Here is a 25,024-nt window from a genome sequence, read left to right on the forward strand (position 1 = left end):
TTCTATTGCTTGAAACTAAAGTTTCTATTGCTTGAAACTAAAGTTTCTATTGCTTGAAACCAAAGTTCCAAGCAGTAGAAACGACAGTCGTCACTATATCCTGACAATTTTGACATACAGACTTTGACTCTGTTTTTTGTGACAGCATACTTTGCTGTCACCATGCTGTCACACTGTGCTGTCACACTTTAAACTGGTTATAACCAGTGTGATAGGACATAAACTGTGACAGGTGACAGATATTTTTCATTTTTTTATTTTATATGTAGGTAAATCTGTTGATACGGGTTGGTCTGTTTCGTTGCAACAAAGTAAACTATAGCTTTTAGTTTATATTAACTATAATAATTAGTTTATAAACTAAAACTTCTCGTTATTTGCATTCATATAAAGATGCAACTATGAAAGGATTAACAGCAAAAGAAGAAGAAATCATGGGATTCTTTTGGAAAAAAGGTCCCTTGTTCGTAAAAGAAATGTTGGCTTTCTATGAAGAACCGAAGCCGCATTTCAATACATTGTCTACCATTGTACGCGGGCTGGAAGAAAAAGGCTTTCTGGCTCATACTGTGTTTGGTAATACCTATCAATACTATCCTATTGTAAGTGAGGAGGAGTTTCGTAAAGGTACGCTTCGGAATGTAATCAGTAAGTATTTCAATAACTCCTACTTGAGTGCAGTTTCATCCTTGGTCAAGGAAGAAGACATTTCTTTGGACGAGCTCAGGCAACTGATTCGGGAGGTGGAGAAAGCCGGAAAGGAAAGTTAATCGGGAAAATATATAATTCAGGGAGCTGTACTATGGGAACATTTTTCGTTTATGTCTTGAAATCGTCTGTTTGTCTTGCCATGTTTTACCTGTTTTTCAGGATATTGCTTAGCAAGGAAACTTTTCATCGTTTTAATCGTATCGCTTTGTTGGGAATCTTGTTCTTGTCCTTGTTGCTTCCTTGGGTCGAAGTGACAACCGGTCGTCAGATGGAAGTGCAGCAAACGATGCTTACCTTGGAACATTTATTGCAAAAGACGGAGACGACATCATCCATTGTTGCCGATGAGGCGGGTATAACTTCTGAAGCCGTTTCTTTGTCGTGGGTCGAAATCCTGCTGTTTGTCTATGGGGGCGGCATTGTCTTTTTTACTTGTCGCCATTTATATTCGTTGGTCTGTCTTTTCAGGTTGATACGTTCCGGCAGGCAGGAAAAGTGGGAAAACGGGACAATACTTGTGGTCCATCGGCAGGCGATAGCTCCGTTCAGTTGGATGAAGTATATCGTTATCAGCCGGAAGGATTTGGAGGAGAACGGACGCGAAATCCTGATTCATGAAGCGGCGCATATCCGCCACCGGCATTCTATCGACTTGCTGATAGCCGATGTCTGCGTGTTTTTCCAGTGGTTCAATCCCGGTGCATGGCTGTTGAAGCAGGAATTGCAGAATATTCACGAATATGAAGCGGACGAGACTGTCATCAACGAAGGAGTCAATGCCAAAGATTATCAACTATTATTAATAAAAAAAGCCGTTGGCACAAGGCTCTACTCTATGGCCAACAGCTTTAATCACAGTAAACTTAAAAAACGTATCACTATGATGTTAAAAGAAAAATCAAGTCCGTGGGCACGGATGAAGTATTTGTATGTACTTCCGTTGGCGGCTGTTGCCGTAACTGCTTTTGCCCGTCCTGAAATCTCGGAGAAAGTGGAAGAGATTTCAGCAGTCAAAGTTAATGATTTGGTGGAAATTGTGCAAGAAAAGGTGTTGCAAGATAGCGTGCGTGTGCCGAAAAAGGCGGTTTCTACGAAGGCTGTATGCGTTGGAGGAAATGCGGAGTCCGCCAAAGAAGAAGTGGCTGTTTTTGTGGCGGTGGAACAGATGCCGGAATATCCCGGCGGCATGGAAGCGCTGCAAAAGTATTTGGAAGAGAGAGTGGCAGGCTCTCCTGTGAAAGGTGAAGCAGGTGGAGTGGTAACGATCGGTTTCACAGTCACTGAAACCGGAAAAGTAACCAATGTGCAAGTTCTTGAATCTGACCAACCTTCGTTGAACAAGGAAGCCGAAAGGATCGTTAGTGAAATGCCGGACTGGATTCCGGGAAAGCAACGTGGTAAGCCTGTTTCTGTGAAGTATTCTGTTCCTGTAAGATTCGGTAATATCAGGTTTGGATGGGATAAACAACAGCTGATTCTTGTTGACGGTAAGGAAATCAGCATGAATGCTATGAAAAAGATGAATCCGTCAGAGATAGAGAGTGTGTCTGTACTGAAAGATAGCGCTTCTGTAAGAATATATGGCAAACGTGGCGAAAATGGAGTGATTCTTGTGACTACCAAGAAGTCGGATACGACAACACAGTGTGATTCTCCTAAAGTGGATAATCAGGAAAACGTGGTACCCGATTTTCAAGTTAGTGGGACTGTCGTTGACGAGCAGGGGCGTCCGAAAGCAGGTGTGAGCATACTTGTGCCTAATACGACTTATGGCACAATCACGTATAGAGGCGGTCATTTCAGTCTGAAAGCTATAAAGGGTGGTAGCCTGCTGTTTTCGTTTACCGGATACAAATCCGTGAAAGTTCCCGTAAGTGCTACAATGTCAGTGCGGATGGAGCAGGAAGTGGTGAAACTATTGCCGGAAACTACAAGTCGGCTGACGAGGATTAAAAGTACAGGCTCTAATGGTCTTATCAGTGGCAGCAGTGTTCATGGAATAAAAAATGGCGAAGAGCCTTTGATTATTATTGACGGGAAGGAAGCGTTGGAAAAGGATGCTCTGTCCAAACTTGCTCCCGATCATATCAAAAGTCTCTCTATACTGAAAGATAAATCGGCTACGGCTGTTTATGGGGAAAAAGGAAAGGATGGAGTAATTATTATAGAAATGCTGACGGACGAGGAATTTCAGGCTAAAAAGAATAATCCGAAAGGTTCCTATGCTAATGCATGGCAATTGGCGGAACATGCAGCGAAAGATATGTTGGGAGAAGTTATATATCTTTTGGATGGGAAAGAAGTACATGCGGGCATATTAGAAACTATGTCAGCTGAGAGCATTAAAACTGCATCTGCGGAAAATGTTGATGGCAAGGTTGTTATTCGTTTAGTGAGTAAAAAGTAAGATAGTCGAAGGCTACGATAAAGACTGGCGGAGGTATGCAAATATCTCCGCTTCTTGTTCCGGGTGGAACCAGCGTATTTCTTCATCCCGTTTGAACCAAGTCATCTGCTTGCGTGAATAAATACGTGAGTTCTGTTTTATCTTTTCGATGGCAAACGATAGTTCCCACTCTCCGTCCAAGTATTTGAACAGTTCCTTGTAGCCTACTGTATTGAGGGAGTTGAGGTGGCGGTAGGGGAGTACGGAACGTACCTCTTCCAGCAGTCCCTCTTCCATCATCATATCTACGCGTCGGTTGATGCGGTCGTACAGTTCTTCCCGGTCGCGGGTCAGTCCTATTTTGATGATGCGGAAAGGGCGTTCTTTCTTTTGCTGCGTGCGGAAAGAAGTATATGTGCGTCCCGTCATATAGCAGATTTCCAGTGCATGAATCACTCGTTTGGGATTCTTTAAATCTACAATACGATAATATTCCGGGTCCAATAAGCGGAGTTCCGCGCAGAGTTGTTCGAGTCCTTCTTCCTCATATTTCTGCAACATGAGTTGGCGGGTTTCTGCATCAACGGTAGGAATGTCGTCAATACCTTTGCAGATAGCATCAACATACATCATCGAGCCGCCGGTAAGAACCACGACTTCATGTTGGATAAATAATTTTTCAAGGATTTCCAGTGCTTCCGCTTCGTATTGGGCGGCACTGTAATAATCTGTAAGATGAAGCGTACCGACCAGGTGATGAGGTACACGTGCCAATTGTTCGGGAGTAGGCGCTGCCGTACCTATTTTTAATTCAGCATAAAGTTGCCGCGAATCAGCAGATACAATGCTTGTCCGGAAATTCTCTGCTATCCGTAGACTCAATTCGGTTTTCCCTACGCCGGTAGGCCCTATAAGAACAATGAGAGTAGGCAATGGACTTAAGTGATTAGTGATTAATGATTAGTGATTAATGATTAGTGATTAGTAATTAATGCAATACGAATATCTGTGCAGCGTTAATCATTAATCACTAACCACTAATCGTTAAATTAAAATTTATCTTCTTCGAATGACCCGCCTGTGTCGCCACCAATATCGAATCCTTCCTGGTCGAAGTCTTCCATATCAAAATCTTGGTCTCCATAGAAGTTTTCGTCTAAGTCGAGAGAGCCGCCGGCAGCAGCCATTTCTTCAAAGTCGACCGTTTGTTTGGGAGCTTCCCCTGATTTCTTGGTGCATTTGGCACCTTTCATTTCCTTTCCGGTAATGATTTCAGATAACTCGATGAAGAAACAACGCTCTGTCATGTAATCGAATATATACAGCAGTTTTTGCTTTTCATCTTCTACCAGCTCGTTGATAGGAGTTTCTTTCATTATCCAGCTGTCCATTTCCGGGTTGTCGTCCATTTCTTCCAAAGTCACTTCCTTTTCTTTTTCCCAATCATCATCGCAGATAAAGAATGAAGTCATCTGGTCGTTTGCGTACCCGACTGATTTCAGTATTGTCTCATGGAAGTCTAAGAAAGTTGCTTCCGGGTCAATTTGTATTTCTCTGACAAAATCGTCAACTTCATCAGATATGATAGTAAATCTGTATATCATAATATGACTATTTTGAACTGTTTATTTAATAATACCACGTTCTGAGTTACGGATGAAGCCGATGATGTAGTCGATTTCAGGACTCTTTTCGAATTCATCTTCAATTTTCTTTAATGCTTCTGTCGTGTTTAATCCACTTTGGTAGATGATACGATAGGCATTGTGAATGTTTTCAATTACTTCATTGGCAAAACCACGACGGCGCAAGCCGATAATGTTGATTCCACTGAAAGCGATTGGTTCGCGTCCTGCAATGATATAAGGAGGAATATCTTTGCTGAAACGGCATCCGCCCTGAATCATCACATGGCTTCCTACATGGCAAAACTGATGCATCAGGACATTGGCACTCACTATTGCGTTATCGTCAATAACGATTTCGCCTGCCATCTTGGTAGAATTTCCTATAATACATCCGTTTCCGACTAATGCGTCATGTGCCACATGCACACCTTCCATCAATAAGTTGTTATTTCCCACAATCGTGCGCCCTTTAGCTGCCGTGCCACGGTTAATAGTCACGTTTTCGCGAATCAGGTTGTTATCCCCGATTTCGGCTGTCGATTCTTCTCCGCGAAATTTCAGGTCTTGCGGAATAGCACCGATAACGGCACCCGGAAAAATCGTATTTCCATTACCAATACGTGAGCCATATAAAATATTGGCATTAGCCATAATTTTATTGTTGTCACCGATAACCACGTTTTTATCTATGAATACAAAAGGCGCAATTTCTACATTTTCCCCGATTTTAGCTTCAGGATGAACATACGCTAAAGGACTTATCATTTGAATTTCCAATTGTTGATTACTTGTTTTTTACTATTTGTGCCATGAATTCTGCTTCGCAAACTACTTTTTCTCCAACGAATGCGTAACCTTTCATAGTGGAGATACCACGACGGATAGGTGCTAATAATTCCACGCGGAATATCAGCGTATCTCCCGGCACTACCTTTTGGCGGAACTTCACACCGTCTATCTTCATGAAATAAGTAGAGTAACGTTCCGGTTCGTCAACAGAGTTGAGAACAAGCAAACCGCCGACTTGCGCCATCGCTTCTATCTGAAGCACACCTGGCATAACGGGCTCTTGCGGGAAGTGTCCCTGGAAGAAAGGCTCGTTGGCAGTGATATTCTTGACACCTACAATATAGTTGGCTCCGATTTCAATCACTTTATCTACCAGTTGGAAGGGATAGCGGTGCGGCAACAGTTCGCGGATACGGTTTACATCCATTATCGGCGCACGGTTGCAGTCATAGCTTGGAGCCTGTATTTCGTGCAGACGGATTTCTTTCCGCATCTGGCGGGCGAATTTATTGTTGATGGTGTGTCCCGGGCGGGTAGCGATGATGCGTCCTTTAATCGGTTTGCCGATTAAAGCAAGGTCACCGATAACGTCCAGAAGTTTGTGGCGGGCACATTCGTTCGGCCAGACCAATGGCTTGTGGTTGATATAACCTAATTCGTTGGCATCCATGTGGGGAACTCCCATGACGTCTGCCAGCTGGTCGAAGTTTTCCTGCGACATCTTGCGTTCGTAGATTACGATTGCATTATCCAAGTCCCCCCCCTTGATTAATCCCGCGGAGAGAAGCGGCTCTATTTCGCGGACAAAGACGAATGTACGGCTGGCAGCCACTTCGTCTTTGAATTTATGCATATCTTCAAGTGTAGCAAACTGGTTCGGGATAATGGTTGAGTCGTAAGAAACCAGTACATTCAGACTAAAGTTCTCGTCTGGTAATACAATGATAGAAGAACCGGTTGATTCGTCCCGGAATTCAATCTTTGACTTGATGATATAAAAGTCTTTGACAGCATTTTGTTCTACTGTTCCTACACGTTCTATTTCTTGTACATAATATTGTGCACTACCATCTAAAATCGGAAACTCCGGGCCGTTTACCTGGATAAGGCAGTTGTCGATGCCCAATGCGTAAAGGGCTGCCATACCATGTTCGACGGTGCTTACTTTGACTCCATTCTTCGACAACACAGTACCACGGGTGGTTTCTATCACGTTGTCGGCTACTGCATCGATAGTTGGTTGTCCTTCTACGTCAATTCGCTGGATTTTATATCCATGATTGTCCGGAGCAGGATTAAATGTAACAGTGAGGTCAAGTCCAGTGTGAAGACCTTTCCCGCTCAGTGAAAAGCTATCTTTCAGCGTTTTTTGTTTCAGCATTGGTTACTTATTTAATAGTTGTTTTAATTCTTCGATTTCTTTGCGCAGGTTACGCAGTTCTTTCTGCATATCCGGCAGGCTCCTCTGCACAACAGATGCCTTGAAATATTGTTTAGGGTCCATAGGAGGAGTTCCGATAAGCTGGCTGCCCGATTTAATATCTCCGGGTACGCCGGATTGTGCGCCCAAACTTACTTTATCGCCTATTTTTGAATGTCCGGCTATACCTACTTGCCCGCCGAACATACACCATTCTCCTATTTTTGTAGAACCGGCAATGCCCACTTGTGCAGCCATTACGGTATGGGAACCCACTTCGTCATTATGGGCTATCTGCACCAGATTATCTATTTTGACACCGCTATGTATGATGGTAGCTCCCATTGTAGCACGGTCTACACAGGTATTGGCGCCTATATCTACTTTATCTTCCAGAATAACGATTCCGATTTGTGGAATCTTGTCGTATCCGTCCGAGGTAGGAGCAAAGCCGAATCCGTCGGCTCCGATTACCGCACCCGAGTGCAGGATACATTCATTCCCTATACGGCAATCATGATAAACGTTTACATTCGAGTAAAGCAGGCAATTGTTGCCTATTTTCACACCGTCTCCAACGAAAGTATGTGGGTAAATTTGAGTATTATCTCCAATCACAGCGTTTTCGCCAATGTAGGCAAAAGCACCTATATATACGTTCTCACCAATCTTGGCACTGGGGGCAACAAATGCTAATGAGTCGATACCTTGTTTCTTGGGTTTGCTCATCTCGTAAAGATTGAGCAGTTTCGCCAGACTCTCGTATGCATTGTCTACTTTGATAAGGGTTGTTTTGATTTCGTGCTCAGGAGTGAAGTCTTTATTAACCAGGACAATGCTTGATTGTGTCTCATAGATATAAGGTGTATATTTGGGATTTGACAGGAAAGAAATAGCTCCGGGCATTCCCTCTTCTATTTTAGCGAATGTGTGTACCGTAGCGTTTTCGTCTCCAATGATTTCCCCTTGGATAAATGCTGCAATTTGCTTAGCCGAGAACTCCATGTCTTTAATTTAAAATTTAATTAGTTCACAAATAACGGACTTTTTTTTCAGATTTCCGTGTTATTGCATGAATATTTTATACTTACCTATGTAATCTCTGGTAGCAGAGATAGTATTTCTTTACCTTTTTGGACAATAACGAGATGTTCAACATGTCCGATGCTTCGGCGATATTTTTGATAGTGCCGTCTTTGTAGATAATGTCAATACTGTCGTCTGCCGGGTCATACATATTCTTTTCGATGCTGGGGGTAGAAACAAAATAGTTCGCTTCGGAAAGTGTTATGCCTAGTTGCTGGCTGATTTGCAAAGTTAATTCTTTTTTTCTGTCTTCACCAATCGGTTCCGACGAGATTTCCACTTTAAAGATATTTCGGTTTATCATTCCCATGCTTAAAGTAGAAAGAACCTTATCTGTATGGGTGCTCCATACTTTCAAGGCTGTCCATATATCGTTATCATCCAGTTGGATGAAATTCTCCAGGCAGTCGGGATTGTTGTGGAACTCCTCAGGAGTAATGTCTTTGTAAAGGAAAAAGCGCAATGCGGGCGATGCGAACAGTTTCACTCCCTGCGAAGCCAGTTCTTTGGCACGCAAAAGGGCACTGATAAGCATCTTTTCGTAGGCTACCGAAGTCTTGTGCAGATATACCTGCCAATACATCAAGCGACGTGCCGTGAGGAAATTCTCGATAGAGTAAATCCCTTTGGATTCGATGACAAGACGGTCGTCTGCCACGTCGAGCATCTTGATGATTCGTGCCGAGCCGATGTTTCCTTCCGTAACTCCCGTATAGAAACTGTCACGACGAAGATAATCGAGCCTGTCCATATCCAACTGGCCGCTGACAAGCTGGTGCAGAAAGCGTTTCGGATACTCGTCCTTGAAGATTTGAATGGCAAGGTTGAGTTGGCCGTTCATCTCCTTGTTCATCCGCTCCATCAGCATAAGGGAAATCTCTTCGTGGGGGATTCCTTTTACAATGGTGTCTTCCAGGACATGGGAGAAAGGGCCGTGACCGATGTCATGTAGCAGGATGGCAGCTTGTACGGCCTCCGCTTCACTGTCAAAGATGAAGTTTCCTTTCGATGCCAGTTGCGTGATGGCTTCGCTCATCAGATAGAAAGCTCCCAAAGAGTGCTGGAAGCGCGTGTGTTGAGCGCCGGGATATACCACGGATGAGAGTCCTACCTGTTTGATGCGGGTAAGACGCTGCAAAAGGGGATGCCGTACTATATCGTACAGCAACCCCTTCGGTATATTGATGAACCCGAAGACCGGGTCATTGATTATCTTTCTTTCGTAAGGCACTTTATTAACGGTTTAGTGGTTGGTGATTAGTGGCTGTGCGCAATATGCTGCATAGTGCTAATCGTTAATCACTTTTTTCAACTGTTCAGCCATTTGTGCCTGTACTTCTTGTGCGGCTATGCGGGCAGCTTCCGCAAATTTCTCGGTTTTATCCACATAGATGATACCACGGGATGAGTTGACAATCAATCCGCAGGTACTGTTCATACCATATTTGCAAACTTCTTCCAGTGAGCCGCCTTGTGCGCCGATACCGGGAACAAGCAGGAAATGATTGGGGACAATCTTGCGGATATCCTCGAAAGCACGTCCCTGAGTTGCGCCTACCACATACATCATGCGGTCGTCGCCTGCCCATTCTTGTGATTTGCGCAGTACTTTCTCGAACAGACGTTCGCCGTTTACATCTTCTGTCAATTGGAAGTCATGAGAGCCTTTGTTGGAAGTCAATGCCAACAGGATCACCCATTTACCTTCGTAAGTAAGGAATGGAGTAACGCTGTCTTCACCCATGTACGGAGCTACTGTTACAGAGTCGATATCAAGTTCTTCGAAGAAAGTACGGGCATACATAGCGGAAGTGTTTCCGATATCTCCACGTTTTGCGTCGGCAATGATGAATTGGTCGGGATAATTATCCTTGATGTATTTTACCGTCTTTTCAAATGCAATCCATCCTTTTACCCCCATGCTCTCGTAGAAAGCCAGATTGGGCTTATAGGCGATACACAAATCAGCTGTCGCATCGATGATTGCTTTGTTGAACGCGAAGATTGGGTCTTCTTCTTTCAACAGATGTTCCGGAATTTTCTTGATGTCGGTATCAAGTCCTACGCAAAGAAATGATTTTTTGCGTTTTATGTTTTCAAATAATTGTTGCTTATCCATCTTTATAATAATGTTTTAGAGTTCGCTTTCTTTCAGTCGTTCCGCGTTTTCAGCCACAATCAAGTGGTCGATACAGTCTTGGATGTCTCCGTCCATGAAAGCGGCCAGATTGTAAATCGTGTAGTTGATGCGGTGGTCGGTGATACGTCCCTGCGGATAATTGTAAGTCCGAATTTTTGCCGAACGGTCGCCGGTCGATACCATTGTCTTGCGTTTGGAAGCAATATCATCGATATATTTCTGATGTTCTTTGTCGTAGATAAAAGTACGGAGACGTGCCAATGCTCGTTCTTTATTTTTCGGCTGGTCGCGTGTCTCGGTACATTCAATCAGGATTTCTTCGGCAATGCCTGTATTCGGGTTCTTCCAGATATAGCGCAGGCGTACTCCTGATTCTACCTTATTGACATTCTGTCCGCCGGCACCGCCGCTTCGGAAAGTATCCCATTTGATTTCGCCTTCATTAATGACTACGTCGAATTCTTCCGCTTCGGGAAGTACGGCTACCGAAGCTGCCGAAGTATGTACACGTCCCTGGGTTTCTGTGGCGGGAACACGTTGTACGCGGTGTACGCCCGATTCATATTTCAGGATTCCGTAAACATTGTCACCTGTGACGCTGCAAACTATTTCCTTGAATCCGCCTGCTGTTCCTTCGTTCGCATTGGAGACTTCCATCTTCCAACCTTTTGTTTCGCAGAATTTGGCATACATACGGAAGAGGTCGCCGGCAAAGATGGCCGCCTCGTCACCACCTGCACCGCCACGGATTTCAAGAATCGCATTTTTGCTGTCCTGCGGGTCGGCGGGAACAAGCATCAGTTTGATTTCTTCTTCCAATACGGGAAGGCGTTCCTGGCTGTTATCCATTTCTTCTTTAGCCATTTCACGCATTTCGGCATCCGACTCACTGGCAAGTATACTCTTGGCCTCCTCGATGTTACCTAGCAATTGGATATATTCCTTGCGGGCTTTCATCAAGTCATCCAGTTCCTTATATTCCTTAGTCAGCTTGACATAGCGCTTTTGATCGGCAATTACTGCCGGGTCGGTGATAAGGGTTGATATTTCTTCAAAACGGGCTACAAGTCCGTCCAGTTTCTCTAATATGGTACTGTTGTCTGCCATTCCTTAATATCTGAATTCTCCGAACTCGCTCTTTATGATTAACTCTGTATTGTCACATTCTTCAACGCGTCCTACTATCTGTGCCGGGATACCGAATGACTCGGAAATAGCGATAACTTCTTCTGCATGTTCCGGTGACAGGTAAACTTCAAGACGGTGTCCCATATTGAATACCTTGTACATTTCGGCCCAGTCGGTGCTGCTTTGTTCCTGAATAGTTTTGAACAATGGGGGAACAGGGAAAAGGTTGTCTTTTACAACACGGACGTTTTCAACAAAGTGCAGCACTTTGGTCTGTGCACCACCGGAGCAGTGAACCATACCGTGAATTTCGGGACGTAATGCATCCAGCAATTTCTTTACTACCGGTGCATAGGTACGGGTAGGAGAGAGCACTAACTTGCCTGCATCAATCGGAGAACCTTCTACACTGTCTGTCAGTTTCAGATTTCCTGAGTAAACAAGTTCTTCGGGAACTGCCGCGTCATAGCTTTCCGGATATTTTTCGGCAAGGTATTTGCCGAATACATCATGGCGTGCACTTGTCAGACCGTTGCTGCCCATACCGCCGTTATATTCTTTTTCATAAGTAGCCTGTCCGTAAGAAGCAAGACCGACGATTACGTCGCCCGGACGGATGTTGGCATTATCGATAACGTCCGAACGTTTCATACGGCAAGTTACGGTAGAATCTACGATGATAGTGCGAACCAAGTCGCCGACATCAGCAGTCTCGCCACCGGTTGCATATACGCCTACGCCCATTTCACGGAGTTCGGCAAGTAGTTCGTCTGTTCCGTTGATGATGGCGGAGATAACTTCTCCCGGGATTAATAACTTGTTGCGTCCGATAGTTGAAGAGACAAGGATGTTGTCTACGGCTCCTACACAAAGCAGGTCGTCGATATTCATAATCAAGGCATCTTGGGCGATTCCTTTCCATACAGACAGGTCGCCTGTCTCTTTCCAGTACATATAAGCAAGGGAAGATTTGGTTCCGGCACCGTCGGCATGCATGATGTTGCAATATTCCGGGTCACCTCCCAATATATCGGGAATAATTTTGCAGAATGCTTTCGGGAAAATTCCTTTGTCAATGTTCTTGATGGCGTTGTGCACATCTTCTTTCGACGCGCTTACTCCACGCATCATGTATCGTTGATTACTCATGAGTTATAGAATTATTTTGTATACGGCTGCAAAAATACTGCTTTTTTTTCGTACAGCCAACTATCTTAATAGAAATGCCGCTGACCAATAAAGTTTTCGTGTCTAATGAGATACGGAAACTTTATTGGTCAGCGGCAAAATCTTTTCAGCACTTTTTTTCTTAGAACTCTACTTTAGGTGCTTTTTTACTGCCTTCTTCCGCTTCAAAATATGCTTTCTTATCGAAACCGAACATTCCTGCAAATATGTTTTTGGGGAAACGGCGGATATTGGTATTGTAGGCTTGGGCGGCGTCATTGAAGTTCTTGCGTGCCACATTGATGCGGTTCTCAGTCCCTTCCAATTGTGCCTGTAATTCAAGGAAGTTCTGATTAGCTTTCAGGGCAGGATAATTTTCTGTGATAGCTAATAATTTTCCTAATGCGGAAGTTACTGCCCCTTGTGCTTTTTGATACTGAGCAAGTTTTTCCGGTGTCAGGTCGGCGGCATCCACTTTTATCTGGGTTGCCTGGCTGCGTGCGGCAATTACTCCTTCCAATGTCTCTTTTTCATGCGTTGCGTACCCTTTCACTGTATTTACCAGGTTGGGAATCAAATCGGCACGGCGTTGGTATTGCGTTTCCACATTTGCCCACTGGCCGTTTGTGTTCTCCTCCATAGTAACCAGACCGTTATATACACTGATTGCCCAAAAGACAAGGATAGCTACAACGGCTAAAATGATGATAATTGACTTTTTCATATTTACTGTTTTTATTGATATTGATATTCTGATTTTTGAGTTTTATTTTTAGAACCGTGAACCTGCACCGCCTCCGCCGCCCATTCCGCCGCCGAAGCTGCCTCCGCCGAAACTTCCGCCACCTATGCCGCCAATGAATGGTCCTCCGCCGCCACTGCGATGATGATAGTCATTCTCGTAACTTTGCTGGCGACGTACGAGAGTATGCCCGCAGTTTCTACAAGTATAAGTGACGTCTTCGGTTTTCACACCGTTAATCCGGGATACCACCCTGCTGCTACTTCTTTGTAATGTATGCTTACCGCATTTCGGACAACGGCTTTGTTTGCGTGCAGCAAAGAAAGCAATGCCTCCGCCAATCAGAACAAAGAAGAAGACAGCGAGTATAAAATCAAACGAACTGCCGTCACTTGAATCGGAAAGGGAATCATTTTCCATAGAACCGTCAAGCCGTTGGCAAGTCGCTTTCAAACCTGCTACCATTCCTGCATCCCAATTCCCGTTTTTCAAATAGGGAATCATATATTGGGTTTGAATCCGCTTGCAGATAGCATCGGGAAGAACGCCTTCCAGGCCATAGCCGGTGTAAAACTGGATACAACGCTGGTCGGTAACCAGCAAGATAACCAGACCGTTATTTTTATCTTTCTTCCCTACGCCCCATTTGTTAAGTAATCGGTGGCTGAAATCGAAGCAATCCTCCTCTCCGATAGATGGGACTACGGCAACTACAGTTTCAATGCCTGTTTGCTGTTCCAAAGCATAAAGCATGGCATCTATACTGTCGCAAGACGCTTGTGAAAGTATCCCCGCAGGGTTGCAAACATACTGCATCTTATTCTGGAGATGAACTTTCGGAAGATTGTCTACCGTATATACTTTCTCTTGAGCCTGCAAGGGAATCAGTAGAAAAGTGAAGAGTATAAATGTAAATATTGGTTTCATAACAGTTTTAATGAATGTATCGCCCGACGAACTCACGGACTTTATCGGTGTATTCCTGCTGGTTCTCTTGGTATGAGACGGCATGGGTGGCACCCGGCACAATCCAAAGTTCCTTTGGTTCCGGTTTCGCTTTATAAAGCGGGTGTACCATCCATGTCGGGACGTATGTATCCTTATCTCCGTGAATAAACATCATTGGCAGTTTGCACTTCGCCACCTGTTTCAGTGAAGAAGCTTCTTTGAAGTTCCAACCGTATTTCTTTTCGCATAGCCAGCTTGTGGTGTACATTAGCGGGAAAGGCGGAAGTCCGAAAGATGACTTCAGTTCGTGGGAAAACTCATCCCATACACTGGTGTAACCGCAATCTTCCACGAAGCATTTTACAAAAGGTTGCTGCTGCTCGCCGGATACCATCATCGTAGTTGCACCGCCCATCGAAATGCCATGCACTACCATTTGCGTACTGTCTCCGAAAATTTCATTGGCAATATTCATCCACTGCAACACATCCAAGCGGTCTTTCCAACCCATCTGAATGGCACGGCCTTCACTTTCTCCTTGGTGCTGAAGCTCAGGAAGCAAAATGTTAAAGCCTAAGTCGCGGTTGTACAAGTAACCAATCATAAACATACGAATGGCATTGTCTGTGTATCCGTGAACAATAACTGCTGTTTTGTTGGTCGGTTCGGGAGCAGCGACATAGTATGCATGAAGTTGTATGCCATGCGGATTGATGATGAAGGTATCTTTCAGCGCATCAACTTGTCGCAAGCTATCCACCCACGGATGCAGAAATGGATAGTTCCCGTACATAAAAGGATAAGAGTCGGCATCTTTAGACAATATTTTCGCATCTGGCGCCAGCGAGAAGTTTAACATATAGAAACTTCCTCCGATAGCGCAACCGGTCATTACCAGCATAACGATAATAATGCTATAAACCACTTTCCTCTTCATATGATACCTTTAACCTTTTTTTTACTCTCTCGTCTTGAAAAAGGGGTAGGAGAGAATTTATTTGTGCCAGATTTCCCAGGCGGCAAATGCCTGAAGAAGCAACATTTCAAGACCGTTTTTTACAACGGCACCCTGTGCTTCTCCCTTTTTCATAAAAAGGGTAACGTTTGGATTATATAACAAATCGTAGAGCAAATGGTTTGGAGTAACCAACTCATAAGGAATATTAGGACAGAAATCGACCTTGGGAAACATGCCGACAGGAGTGCAGTTTACAATTACCGTATATTCCGCCATGATTTCAGGGCTTAGCTCCTCATAGGTCAGCATGCCGTCCGCTCTGTGAGTGCGTGAAACGAACACGCTTTCAATGCCCAGGTTTTTAAGACCGTGGTAAACAGCCTTGGACGCTCCACCGGTGCCCAGAATCAAAGCCTTTTTGTGATGAGGCTGCAATAATGGTTGTATGGACTGGGTAAATCCGATAATATCAGAATTATAGCCGACCAGCTTCACTTTACCTTTTGGCTGACGGATAATTTTGATTACATTCACTGCGCCGATTTTCGCAGTATCAGGGTCTAGTTCGCTTAAGAAAGGAATCACTTGCTCCTTGTAAGGGATAGTGACGTTAAGACCGCGCAGATTTGGATTCTCTTCAATCACTTCCATGAAATCGTTGATCTTGGGAATCTCAAAATTCACGTATTCCGCATTGATGCCTTCGGATTTGAACTTCTCGTTAAAGTATCCGATAGAAAATGAATGTCTCAAGGGGTAGCCGATTAAACCATATTTTTCCATAATACGAAAGGATTAAATTAATCAATCATAAAAACTCACTATTTTGTCGCGGTATAAAGTGTGCAGATGCCAAAGGTTAGCCGCTTGAAATTAACCTCGCTGAATCCGGCTCGTGAGATGACTCCTTTCATGACTTCCCCTTGGGGAAATACTTTGATGGTGTCCGGTAGATAGCGATAGGCACTGTTGTCTTTGGAGAGAAGTTTGCCCAGCAATGGGATGACGACTTTAGAGTAGACGGAAAACAGTTGTTTCATCGGAAAACGGTCGGGAGTGGTAAGCTCCAGAATTACAAGATGACCGCCTGGTTTCAGTACACGGCACATTTCAGAGAGCCCTTTGTCAAGGTCTTCGAAGTTGCGGATACCGAACGCTACGGTAATGGCGTCAAAGTCATTGTCGGCAAAAGAGAGTGAAGTACAGTCCTCCCGGGCAAAAGAGATTTTGTCCGAGAGTCCTTCCTTCTTTACTTTTTCACGTCCCACATTCATCATACCTTCAGAGATGTCCGTGCCGATTAACTCGGCAGGGTGCAACTTGCGGCAGGCGAGGATGGCAAAATCCCCCGTGCCGGTAGCCACGTCCATCATGCGTTGCGGTTGGAAAGGACGCAGCCAGGCAATGGCTTTGCGGCGCCAACTGCGGTCGATACCTAAAGATAAGGTGTGATTCAGCTTGTCGTAGGTATGCGCGATATTGTCGAACATGCGTTCTACCTGCTCAGTCTTTTTCCCTTCCTTGTCGTAAGGCTTGATATGTTGTTGTGGGTAGTCCATTCTTATTTATTCAAGAAATTTATTACGTTCTTTTCGATACGCTCAGCGATGTTGCTGGTATCTTCTTTCACAAATTTCTCGCCGGTGATGTTTTCGAACAGCTCGATGTAGCGGTCACTGATGCTCTGTACGATAGCCGGGGTCATTTCCGGCACTTTCTGACCATCCTTGCCTTGGAAACCGTTTTCCATCAACCATTCGCGGACAAATTCCTTGGAAAGCTGCTTCTGCGGTTCGCCTTTTTCGAAACGTTCCTGATAACCTTCAGCATAGAAATAGCGGCTGGAGTCCGGAGTGTGGATTTCGTCCATCAAGTAGATAGTGCCGTTGTGCTTGCCGAATTCATATTTGGTATCGACAAGAATCAGCCCGCGTTCCGCAGCGATTTCGGTACCACGTTTGAAGAGAGCCAGCGTATATTTTTCAAGTACTTCATACTCTTCGGGAGTAGCCAGACCTTGTTTCAGGATTTCTTCTTTAGAGATGTCCTCGTCGTGCAGTCCCATTTCGGCTTTGGTAGTCGGAGTTACGATAGGTTCGGGGAATTTCTCGTTTTCACGCATTCCGTCCGGCAACTTCACACCGCAAATCTCGCGTACACCGCTTTTGTAAGCACGCCATGCACTACCGCACAGGTAACCGCGTACAATCATTTCTACCGGAAAGCCTTCGCACAATACACCGACAGTAACCATCGGGTCCGGAGTAGCCAGTTTCCAGTTCGGACAGATGTCAGTAGTGGCATCGAGGAATTTAGCTGCAATCTGGTTCAGCATTTGTCCTTTGTAAGGAATACCTTCAGGCAGTACCACGTCAAAAGCCGAAATACGGTCGGTTGCTACCATGACGAGTTTTTCGCCGTTGATGTTGTACACATCGCGCACTTTTCCGTGGTACACGCTTTTCTGTCCCGGAAAGTTGAAATCTGTTTTTGTTAATGCTTTCATTGTTTTATCTATAATTACAAATTACAAGTCTCAAATCACAAGTCGCAATAGGTGTTCCGAACCTGAAGCGATTATTCTTTTGCCAGTTTCGCCGGATGTTCTCCGTTGAGAACCGGTTGCTTGTTTTTCTGTTTCTCCCGTTCGGCTTTCGCTTCTTTGTCGAATTTCTCGTAAGCATCCACGATACGTTCCACTAGTTTATGGCGCACAATATCTTTTTTGTTCAACTCGACAAAACTGATGCCTTTCACTCCCTTCAAGATGCGGAGGGCTTGCACCAATCCCGATGTTTGCGAAGCGGGAAGGTCAATCTGCGTCATATCTCCCGTCACAATCATCTTGGTATTCATACCCATACGGGTGAGGAACATCTTAATCTGTTGTGCGGTAGTATTCTGCGCTTCGTCAAGAATCACGACCGCATCATTCAGCGTACGTCCGCGCATAAAGGCCAACGGGGCAATCTGTATAATGTTCAATTCCATGTATTCCTTTAACTTGGCGGCAGGTATCATATCTTGCAGGGCGTCGTATAAAGGTTGCAGATACGGATCGATCTTATCTTTCATGTCGCCGGGCAGGAAACCGAGTTTTTCTCCGGCTTCTACGGCTGGTCGGCTGAGGATAATCTTTTTGATTTCCTTGTTTTTCAGCGCACGTACGGCAAGGGCGATAGCGGTATATGTCTTTCCTGAACCTGCCGGACCGATGGCGAACACCATATCGTTCTTTGCGAATCCTTCCACCAGTTTCAACTGATTTTCACTTCGGGGGATGATAGGCTTTCCCGTGACGCTGAACACGATTACGTTTCCGCTCTGTTCCGCTTGTGGGGTATTTCCTTTTATAATGTCGATGATAACCTCTTCTTTCAGTGAATTATATTCGGCGCAGTACTTTTCAATCTTGGTGATATTTTCCTCGAAGGCGCACATTTCCTCCTCGTCGCCCAGCACTTTGATGACATTGCCACGGGCAACGATACGCAGCTTTGGATGTAAAGCTTTAATTAATTGTATGTTGGCGTTGTTTACACCGTAAAAAATAACAGGATCAACATCCTCAAGAACAATTGCTTTCTCTATCATTAAGTTGTATTAAAGAAAAATTTCTGCAAATTTAATCAAACGTTTTGGATTCTCTGATTGTTTGGAGGTGAATTTTATTGCAAATCTTCTACTATCCACTTTTCGATGTTTCTTGTTTCATTACTGAAATTAATGCCTATTTTAAATATTTGTCGCTTGTCGGCAGTAAACGCTTGTGCATAATGTTTATCATTGATTTGTTGCAGAGCCTCTTCGGCAGTTCCTTCCAGTTTGAATTCCATCACATAGATGAAATGATCGGTTTGCAGGACGAGGTCAATGCGTCCTTGTGAGGTATGATATTCAGCTTTTACATAGAATCCAATGAGTTTAAATACGATGAAGAGTACATTTTGATAATGTAGTTCCAAATCGCGTACCAATTCGTAAGGTGTATCGGCAAAGAAGCTTTGCAGGCGGCGGAAAAAGGCATCATAATCACCTTGTTCCACTTCATCGACAAACTGCCGTATTTGGAAAGGAGATTCGATTACGTCTATATTGGTATAGAACGGAAGGAGGTATTTTACAAAACCTTCTTCTACTTCCCGATTGGGAAATCCTAGTCGATAAATATCAAAGCGATTGTCAAATCCTTTGATCGTTAGATATCCGCTTTGATAGATAACCGGAATAGGATTTCGGGACGTCGAATCAATGCTGTTCAGTACATCTGCATCCGTTTCTTCATGCGTGATACGTTGGAGATTATAATTAGATTTCTTTAGTAATTCTACCAGATAAGTCGGGGTGCCGGTCTCAAACCAGTAACTACCGAATTTCATCTTGTAGAATGTGTTGAGCAAACTGAATGGATTGTATATTCCTATGGAATTTTCTACGAAATGATAACCATCATAACATTCTTTCAGTTCGGAGCATACCTCTTCATAAGTCATTTTTTGCTTATCAGCCAAGATATGCAAGTCTTCTTCCATATTGTCGTGGATTTCTTTCTCTGTGATACCGCAGAGTTCCACGTACTGTTCATCCATTGAAATATCAATCAGATTGTTCAGGTCGCTGAATACACTGACTTTTCCGAATTTGGTGACACCTGTAAGGAATCCGAGTTTGATGCATCCGTCTTTACTCTTTAATGCTCCATAGAAAGGCTTTAGTGTGTTTCGGTAATATTTTTGCAGTTCTTCGTTTCCGATGGCTTGCAGCATCGGTTTGTCATATTCGTCTACAAGGATAACGACACGTTGCCCGGTCTGTTCGTAAGCCCGCTGTATGATGCCCGCAAAGCGTAAAGAAAAGGAAACTTCCGACGGGCGTGTGCCATATAGGCTTTCCCAATGTTCCAGATTGTCATTGAGTATTTGGTCCAGACTTTCGGGAGTATCATATTTCTCGATATTTAAATCAAGGTGTAATATCGGATGTTTGATCCAGTCTTTTTCCAGTTGTTCGATAGCCAATCCTTCGAATAGTTCTTTCTTTCCTTGATAGTATGCTTCAAGAGTAGATATTAGCAGACTTTTCCCAAAGCGGCGGGGGCGGCTAAGAAAATAGTAACGACCGGTTTTTACTAATTGGTAAATGAGTCGGGTTTTATCTATATAAAGATAACCGTCGTTACGGAGACTTTCAAAATTCTGTATGCCGATAGGATATAGCTTGCTCATAATCTGATTCTTTTAGCGTTGGATTCATACAAAGATAGCTGTTTTTCATCTTAACGCAAAATTTACCTTGAAGGTTTTATGATATGCTGGTCAAAGATTTTGAAAAAAGGTATTATTTATCGGGCGGTGATATGGAAACATCCTTGCTTTAATTCATATTTAATATAGCATTTTTCCGCTTTCCGCAAGTCCCTTAATACCTCAGACAGAACGAGTTTCAGAGTATCTGAGCTTACGTCCTGTAAGGGACGTCCGTCTTTGTCTTCTACCTTTTTGAAGCGTTTCCAACTGACGTCGAAAGTGGCTCCGAAGCAATGTGCCGAGTTTGCCGAAGCATTTCGGTTGCGACGACGGAGGCGTTTCACATCGTTTTCGGTACGCAACACCGAAGTAACGATTACCTGATTCGGATTCAAGCCTTTGGCAGTCAATGAATCGAGGAAATTGGAACCGATCGTATCGAGTAGCGCGCTGGCACAAGGAACGAGATAGGGGATAGAGTGTGTCAGTGAATCTACTACATAAAACTCATTGTCGGTAATATGAGTTAGCTTTTCTTTCATATCTTCTGCTGCCTCACGGTCTGCCAATGGACGAATCCCTATCTTTTGGGCTGCTTCCAGATGTGCATCGTTCAAATCAGGGAAAGAACGTTTGTAGCTGACTACGCCACGAATATTGCGCGGCTCGTTCAGTTTTAGCGACATGTCTTTCTTTTTGCAACCCGAAGTAAGCGTTGTAAGCCCGATAACTAGTAAAGATAGCGGTAATATGCGAAGCTTATAAATAGTCATTTTATATTTTTTGTTCGCAAATATACGCTATTTTTTCATACATTTGTAGCGATTTATAAAAATAGGTCACTTTCTCACTAAACATAATGCACATGAAAACTGATTTCGATTACAATTCTATGCCCGTTAGCTTCGCTCATTGCTTGAACGGACATTGTTTGCGTGCGGACAAATGTCTGCGACGACAAGTATCTCTCCGAATGCCGAAAGAGCGGGCTACTGTAATGGTTATTAATCCCGAACATATCGCTTCCGATGGTGGGGACTGTACTTACTTTATTGATGAAAAGCCGGTGCTCTTTGCACGGGGGATGAAACATTTGCTGGACCAGGTGCCGCTTGCTGATGCCACCGTTATCAAACGACAGATGATGGCCTACTTCGGCAAAACGATCTATTACCGTTGTTGCAACAAGGAACGGCTGATTAAACCGAAGGAGCAGGAATACATACAGGGACTATTCCGCAGGCGGGGAATTACCGAAATGCCTCAATTTGACGAATATGTAGAATACTATGATCTTGGGTAAGTATATCCGTTAGTTCCATTAGTCCCATATATTGTGGGAAAGTATTCCCTCATATTATGGGAATTTGTTCCCACAAAATGAGGGAATAAATTCCCACTAGCTAGGGAATCTTTTCCCACAATATGTGGGACTATCTGATTCTGTAATCCCCTGATAATAGTTGACTGCCTTTTTCCCTTAGCTTCGGGTTGGGTTGACATTGATTAGATAGGTATTATATAGCAGTCCCGGTATGAGAAATGCATGATGAAGGTATGAGAAATGCCTGTTTTTTATGGCATTTCAGGCAAAATACTATGAGAAATACCTTTTTGGAAAGTATTTCTCATAGTGTTAATCTTTTGAATTATAGATGAATATCCCGCAAAGTATGAGAATATGAGAAATGATTTCGAAAAATCTTTTCTAGTGCATATTAGATTACTGCATCTTTCAGCCATTTTCCGAAAAAACGGTCATAGACAATATACCCATCTGGTGTATTATATATCAGTTCTTTATTTAGTAAGGATTTTAGTGCTACGTTAACGCTACTGGGCGTTTTTAGATGGTGCTTTTTGATGAAGTCATTGGCATTTATGTTTTTTATACAGCCTTCTGTGGCAATAGCTTTCAATAAATCTACTTGATTGTTGGTTAGTAGAGTCAGGTTACTTTGATATATGGTTTCCTGTTCATCTAAAATGTCATTTATACATCTATCTACCAGTCGGTTATCAATGGGACTGATTTTCTTTTCATACAATCGGTTGAGTATACTTTGGACGTACCATGTGTGTCCGTTTTCAAGTTGGTACAAATAGGAAAATGTTTCTAGTGTCAATTCTCTTTTTTTCTTAGCAAAGAATGAGTGTGCGAACGAATAATAATTCTCCAGTGGGATTTCCGTTAATACAATGATTTGGGTACTTTGATAAAAAGGACGTTTTGCAGAAGTAAACATTTCCTCCATTACATGTTTTTTACTTCCGGAAAAGATAAAGTGTACATTGGGCATGAATTGGATATGAGAGCGGAGCAATGCTTCTACACCTTTTTCCGGATATTCTGTAATTTGTTGGAATTCATCAATGGCAAGATAACATTGCTTCTTTGAGGCTACCATATAATTGAGTATTTCTTTCAATGTTTGTTCAGCGTGGGTGGGAGCAAAGTCTAATGTTATGGTAGGCATACCACTTCTTTCGTCAGCACTGATAATAGGACGGCAAGATTTGAAGAAAGCAGTCATTTGCCGGAGTATGTTTTGGGACAGAGTATCTAATTCTCCAAGTACATTTTGAGCAAGTAACTGGATGAATGCTTTTAAATCACGTGTAGAGTAAATGTCCATATAAAAATAGGCAGCATTCGGATTATTTTCCCGCTTCATTCGATAGAATACATTTTTGATGAGTCCCGTCTTTCCCATGCGTCGGGGGGATATTAAGGTCAGGTTACGTTCATTTAGTAAAGCTGAAATCATTTTATCAGTTTCTTTCTCCCGATCGCAAAAGTATTCGGGGCTGTTGTAACCGTATACAAGGAATGGATTGTATGGCTTCATGACTTATTACATATTTTACGTTACATATTTTATGTAACACAAAGAACGTAATAAATTGGGAATATTCAAAGATTTATTTGAATTATATAAAAAAACAAACGCTGATGAGAACAAGCGATCATTCTTTTCTCATCAGCGTATATTTATGTCGGATTACAACTATTTCTTATCTTTTTTCTCCGTCAGCTTTGGTTGCAGGCTTTTCCTCCGTTTTGCTTTCCGGATTGATAATACCTTTCACTGTTTCACCGATAGGAAGCTTGTCTAATACGCCAAGGCTTGGAGCTACTGTTTTTACTAATGTATTCAGGAAATTACTTGTACTGCCGTTTCCTCCGTCGAATACGGTGATATTTCCTAAGTTCATGTGTTCGAACGCCTTCACCTGTTCGCCGGCGATTTCCTTCCATTGGTCTACCATCTTATATTGGATAGCGATAGCCGGATTCGATTCGGCTGCTCTTACCATTGCTTCGAAACCTTCCGCTTCCGCAAGCAATGACCGTTTCTTACCTTCCGCTTCTGCTTCCAGTTTCATTTGGATAGCTTTTGCTTCCGCTTCGGCTTGTGCTAAAGTAGCCTTTGCGCGTGCTTCCGCTTCGCGGGTAATCTTTTCGGCGATGGCATTTGCTTGCAGGATAGCTTCCTGTCTGGCGATTTCCGCAGGAACAATCTTTTCAGCCTTCAATGAAGATTCCACTTTCCGTGCCTTAGCTTCTTCCACTTCCTTTTGCGCAATTTCGCGTGCAGTTTGTACGGCAGCTTCCGATTTTGCGGCAGCTTCACCTGCTTGCTTATCGGCATTGGCTTGTGTTACCGCCAGTTCTGCATTGGAAAGTGCTACCTCTTTCTGTGCGTCATTTCGTCCGATGGCAGCTTTCTTGGCAGCTTCCGCCTGTTTGATTTCCATATCCGAGTTTAGTTCGGCAACGCGGCTTTCTTTTTCTGTATTTGCCTGCTCGATACGGATACTCTTTTCAGCCTCAGCCTTTGCTACTTGTGATTCTTTTTCTGCATTGGCAATGGCTACTTGTGAGATTCTGTCTTTATCTGCATTTGCAACGGAGATTTCCTGTAGTTTTTTGGTTTCCGCAATAGCAATATCCTGGTCTTTGCGGGTTTCCGCTACTTTCGTTTCGCGTTCCTTTATCTGGTTGGCAATTTTGATAGCACCCAGCTTTTCCTGTTCTTCAATGTTAGCCTGTGCTTCGTTCAGTGCTTTACTTTCAGCTTCCTTACCTAAGTTGACAATGTAGTTGGCAGCGTCGCGAATGTCACTGATGTTGATGTTCATCAGATACAAACCGAATTTGCGAAGTTCGGTATCGATGTTGTCTTTCACTTTAGCCAGGAACTTGTCTCGATCCGAATTCAATTCTTCGATAGTCATATCGGCAATCACCATACGCATCTGACCATATACAACATCGGTAATTAAGTTCTGCTTGTCATCCATCGTTAATCCCAGCATACGTTCAGCAGCGTTTTGCATCACTTCGGGATCGGTGCTGATAGCTACAGTGATGGTAGTCGGCACATCTACACGAATGTTTTGAGCGGATAGTGCACCGGTCAGTTTACATTCGATCTGCATCGGTTTCATGGACAGGAATTCGTATCCCTGAATAATCGGCCATACAAAAGCCGCGCCACCATGATATAGCTTTGCCGACTTTTTATCTCCTCCTGTTTTACCATATACAACGAGGACTTCATCACTCTTACATTTGCGGTAGCGCGAAAGGATACCAATAAAAGTAAGTAGGATGACTGCCACTAATATAGCAGCCATGGTTAACATTTCTTGTGTCATAAAATTGTGTATT

The 25,024-nt window shown here is 43.6% G+C and carries 23 protein-coding genes; 3 read left to right on the top strand and 20 right to left on the bottom strand.

The window, feature by feature from the left end:
• The first annotated feature begins 401 nt into the window (after window positions 1-401).
• Together NSB03_RS05550 and NSB03_RS05555 are read left to right on the top strand one after the other, a co-directional pair.
• A complete protein-coding gene (locus NSB03_RS05550) occupies window positions 402-770 on the top strand; it encodes a BlaI/MecI/CopY family transcriptional regulator (RefSeq protein WP_024986544.1) in 369 nt (122 codons plus the stop codon).
• A 32-nt stretch (window positions 771-802) separates the two neighbouring features.
• Entirely contained in the window at window positions 803-3,118 is a 2,316-nt protein-coding gene (locus NSB03_RS05555; protein ID WP_024986543.1) for a M56 family metallopeptidase, read from the top strand.
• Window positions 3,119-3,130: 12 nt separating this feature from the next.
• On the opposite strand, the gene miaA is transcribed toward NSB03_RS05555, so the two are convergent.
• From miaA to NSB03_RS05645, 18 genes are all read right to left on the bottom strand, one after another.
• Entirely contained in the window at window positions 3,131-4,030 is a 900-nt protein-coding gene (miaA, locus tag NSB03_RS05560) for a tRNA (adenosine(37)-N6)-dimethylallyltransferase MiaA (protein ID WP_135034870.1), read from the bottom strand.
• A 116-nt stretch (window positions 4,031-4,146) separates the two neighbouring features.
• The gene (locus NSB03_RS05565; protein ID WP_024986542.1) at window positions 4,147-4,701 is read right to left on the bottom strand and encodes an IS1096 element passenger TnpR family protein; all 555 of its coding nucleotides are present in this window, start codon (window positions 4,699-4,701) and stop codon (window positions 4,147-4,149) included.
• Window positions 4,702-4,722: 21 nt separating this feature from the next.
• Window positions 4,723-5,490 (bottom strand): acyl-ACP--UDP-N-acetylglucosamine O-acyltransferase, encoded by a 768-nt coding sequence (gene lpxA / locus NSB03_RS05570; RefSeq protein WP_024986541.1) that lies wholly within the window; start codon window positions 5,488-5,490, stop codon window positions 4,723-4,725.
• Between the two features lie 19 nt (window positions 5,491-5,509).
• Window positions 5,510-6,895, bottom strand: coding sequence for a bifunctional UDP-3-O-[3-hydroxymyristoyl] N-acetylglucosamine deacetylase/3-hydroxyacyl-ACP dehydratase (locus NSB03_RS05575; RefSeq protein WP_135034868.1), 1,386 nt, complete (start codon window positions 6,893-6,895; stop codon window positions 5,510-5,512).
• Window positions 6,896-6,898: 3 nt separating this feature from the next.
• Window positions 6,899-7,939 carry a UDP-3-O-(3-hydroxymyristoyl)glucosamine N-acyltransferase gene (gene lpxD, locus NSB03_RS05580; RefSeq protein WP_135034866.1) on the bottom strand — a complete coding sequence of 347 codons (1,041 nt, stop codon included), beginning with the start codon at window positions 7,937-7,939 and terminating at the stop codon, window positions 6,899-6,901.
• 82 nt (window positions 7,940-8,021) lie between these two features.
• Window positions 8,022-9,251 carry an HD domain-containing protein gene (locus NSB03_RS05585; RefSeq protein WP_135034864.1) on the bottom strand — a complete coding sequence of 410 codons (1,230 nt, stop codon included), beginning with the start codon at window positions 9,249-9,251 and terminating at the stop codon, window positions 8,022-8,024.
• Between the two features lie 57 nt (window positions 9,252-9,308).
• Complete coding sequence (gene pyrF, locus NSB03_RS05590) at window positions 9,309-10,139, bottom strand: orotidine-5'-phosphate decarboxylase (RefSeq protein WP_024986540.1); 831 nt, start codon at window positions 10,137-10,139, stop codon at window positions 9,309-9,311.
• Between the two features lie 15 nt (window positions 10,140-10,154).
• Complete coding sequence (gene prfA, locus NSB03_RS05595) at window positions 10,155-11,267, bottom strand: peptide chain release factor 1 (RefSeq protein ID WP_121765219.1); 1,113 nt, start codon at window positions 11,265-11,267, stop codon at window positions 10,155-10,157.
• Window positions 11,268-11,270: 3 nt separating this feature from the next.
• The gene (locus tag NSB03_RS05600) at window positions 11,271-12,437 is read right to left on the bottom strand and encodes an AIR synthase-related protein (protein ID WP_024986539.1); all 1,167 of its coding nucleotides are present in this window, start codon (window positions 12,435-12,437) and stop codon (window positions 11,271-11,273) included.
• Between the two features lie 160 nt (window positions 12,438-12,597).
• Window positions 12,598-13,179, bottom strand: a complete 582-nt coding sequence (locus NSB03_RS05605) for a LemA family protein (protein ID WP_024986538.1) — start codon at window positions 13,177-13,179, stop codon at window positions 12,598-12,600.
• A gap of 48 nt (window positions 13,180-13,227) precedes the next feature.
• The gene (locus NSB03_RS05610) at window positions 13,228-14,124 is read right to left on the bottom strand and encodes a TPM domain-containing protein (protein WP_024986537.1); all 897 of its coding nucleotides are present in this window, start codon (window positions 14,122-14,124) and stop codon (window positions 13,228-13,230) included.
• Window positions 14,125-14,131: 7 nt separating this feature from the next.
• Complete coding sequence (locus NSB03_RS05615; protein WP_024986536.1) at window positions 14,132-15,082, bottom strand: alpha/beta hydrolase; 951 nt, start codon at window positions 15,080-15,082, stop codon at window positions 14,132-14,134.
• Window positions 15,083-15,139: 57 nt separating this feature from the next.
• Window positions 15,140-15,886, bottom strand: coding sequence for a shikimate dehydrogenase family protein (locus NSB03_RS05620; protein ID WP_135034860.1), 747 nt, complete (start codon window positions 15,884-15,886; stop codon window positions 15,140-15,142).
• Between the two features lie 38 nt (window positions 15,887-15,924).
• On the bottom strand, window positions 15,925-16,662 hold the full coding sequence (ubiE, locus tag NSB03_RS05625; RefSeq protein WP_024986535.1) for a bifunctional demethylmenaquinone methyltransferase/2-methoxy-6-polyprenyl-1,4-benzoquinol methylase UbiE: 738 nt from the start codon (window positions 16,660-16,662) through the stop codon (window positions 15,925-15,927).
• 2 nt (window positions 16,663-16,664) lie between these two features.
• The gene (locus NSB03_RS05630) at window positions 16,665-17,609 is read right to left on the bottom strand and encodes a phosphoribosylaminoimidazolesuccinocarboxamide synthase (protein WP_024986534.1); all 945 of its coding nucleotides are present in this window, start codon (window positions 17,607-17,609) and stop codon (window positions 16,665-16,667) included.
• A gap of 71 nt (window positions 17,610-17,680) precedes the next feature.
• Window positions 17,681-18,697: a PhoH family protein gene (locus NSB03_RS05635; RefSeq protein WP_024986533.1), complete on the bottom strand. Its 1,017-nt coding sequence runs from the start codon at window positions 18,695-18,697 to the stop codon at window positions 17,681-17,683.
• Between the two features lie 74 nt (window positions 18,698-18,771).
• Window positions 18,772-20,328, bottom strand: a complete 1,557-nt coding sequence (locus NSB03_RS05640) for a PD-(D/E)XK nuclease domain-containing ATP-binding protein (RefSeq protein ID WP_257419916.1) — start codon at window positions 20,326-20,328, stop codon at window positions 18,772-18,774.
• Between the two features lie 116 nt (window positions 20,329-20,444).
• Complete coding sequence (locus NSB03_RS05645; RefSeq protein ID WP_024986531.1) at window positions 20,445-21,122, bottom strand: DUF5715 family protein; 678 nt, start codon at window positions 21,120-21,122, stop codon at window positions 20,445-20,447.
• Between the two features lie 92 nt (window positions 21,123-21,214).
• Here NSB03_RS05645 and NSB03_RS05650 point away from each other — a divergent pair, with 92 nt between their 5' ends.
• Window positions 21,215-21,652: a DUF6078 family protein gene (locus NSB03_RS05650; protein ID WP_024986530.1), complete on the top strand. Its 438-nt coding sequence runs from the start codon at window positions 21,215-21,217 to the stop codon at window positions 21,650-21,652.
• 415 nt (window positions 21,653-22,067) lie between these two features.
• Here the strand turns inward: NSB03_RS05650 and NSB03_RS05655 are convergent, their stop codons facing one another.
• Together NSB03_RS05655 and NSB03_RS05660 are read right to left on the bottom strand one after the other, a co-directional pair.
• A complete protein-coding gene (locus tag NSB03_RS05655) occupies window positions 22,068-23,198 on the bottom strand; it encodes an AAA family ATPase (protein ID WP_024986529.1) in 1,131 nt (376 codons plus the stop codon).
• 166 nt (window positions 23,199-23,364) lie between these two features.
• Complete coding sequence (locus NSB03_RS05660; protein ID WP_024986528.1) at window positions 23,365-25,011, bottom strand: flotillin family protein; 1,647 nt, start codon at window positions 25,009-25,011, stop codon at window positions 23,365-23,367.
• Window positions 25,012-25,024: the final 13 nt, after the last annotated feature.

It is taken from the genome of Bacteroides acidifaciens (assembly GCF_024623065.1).
GTDB classification, from domain to species: Bacteria; Bacteroidota; Bacteroidia; order Bacteroidales; family Bacteroidaceae; genus Bacteroides; species Bacteroides acidifaciens.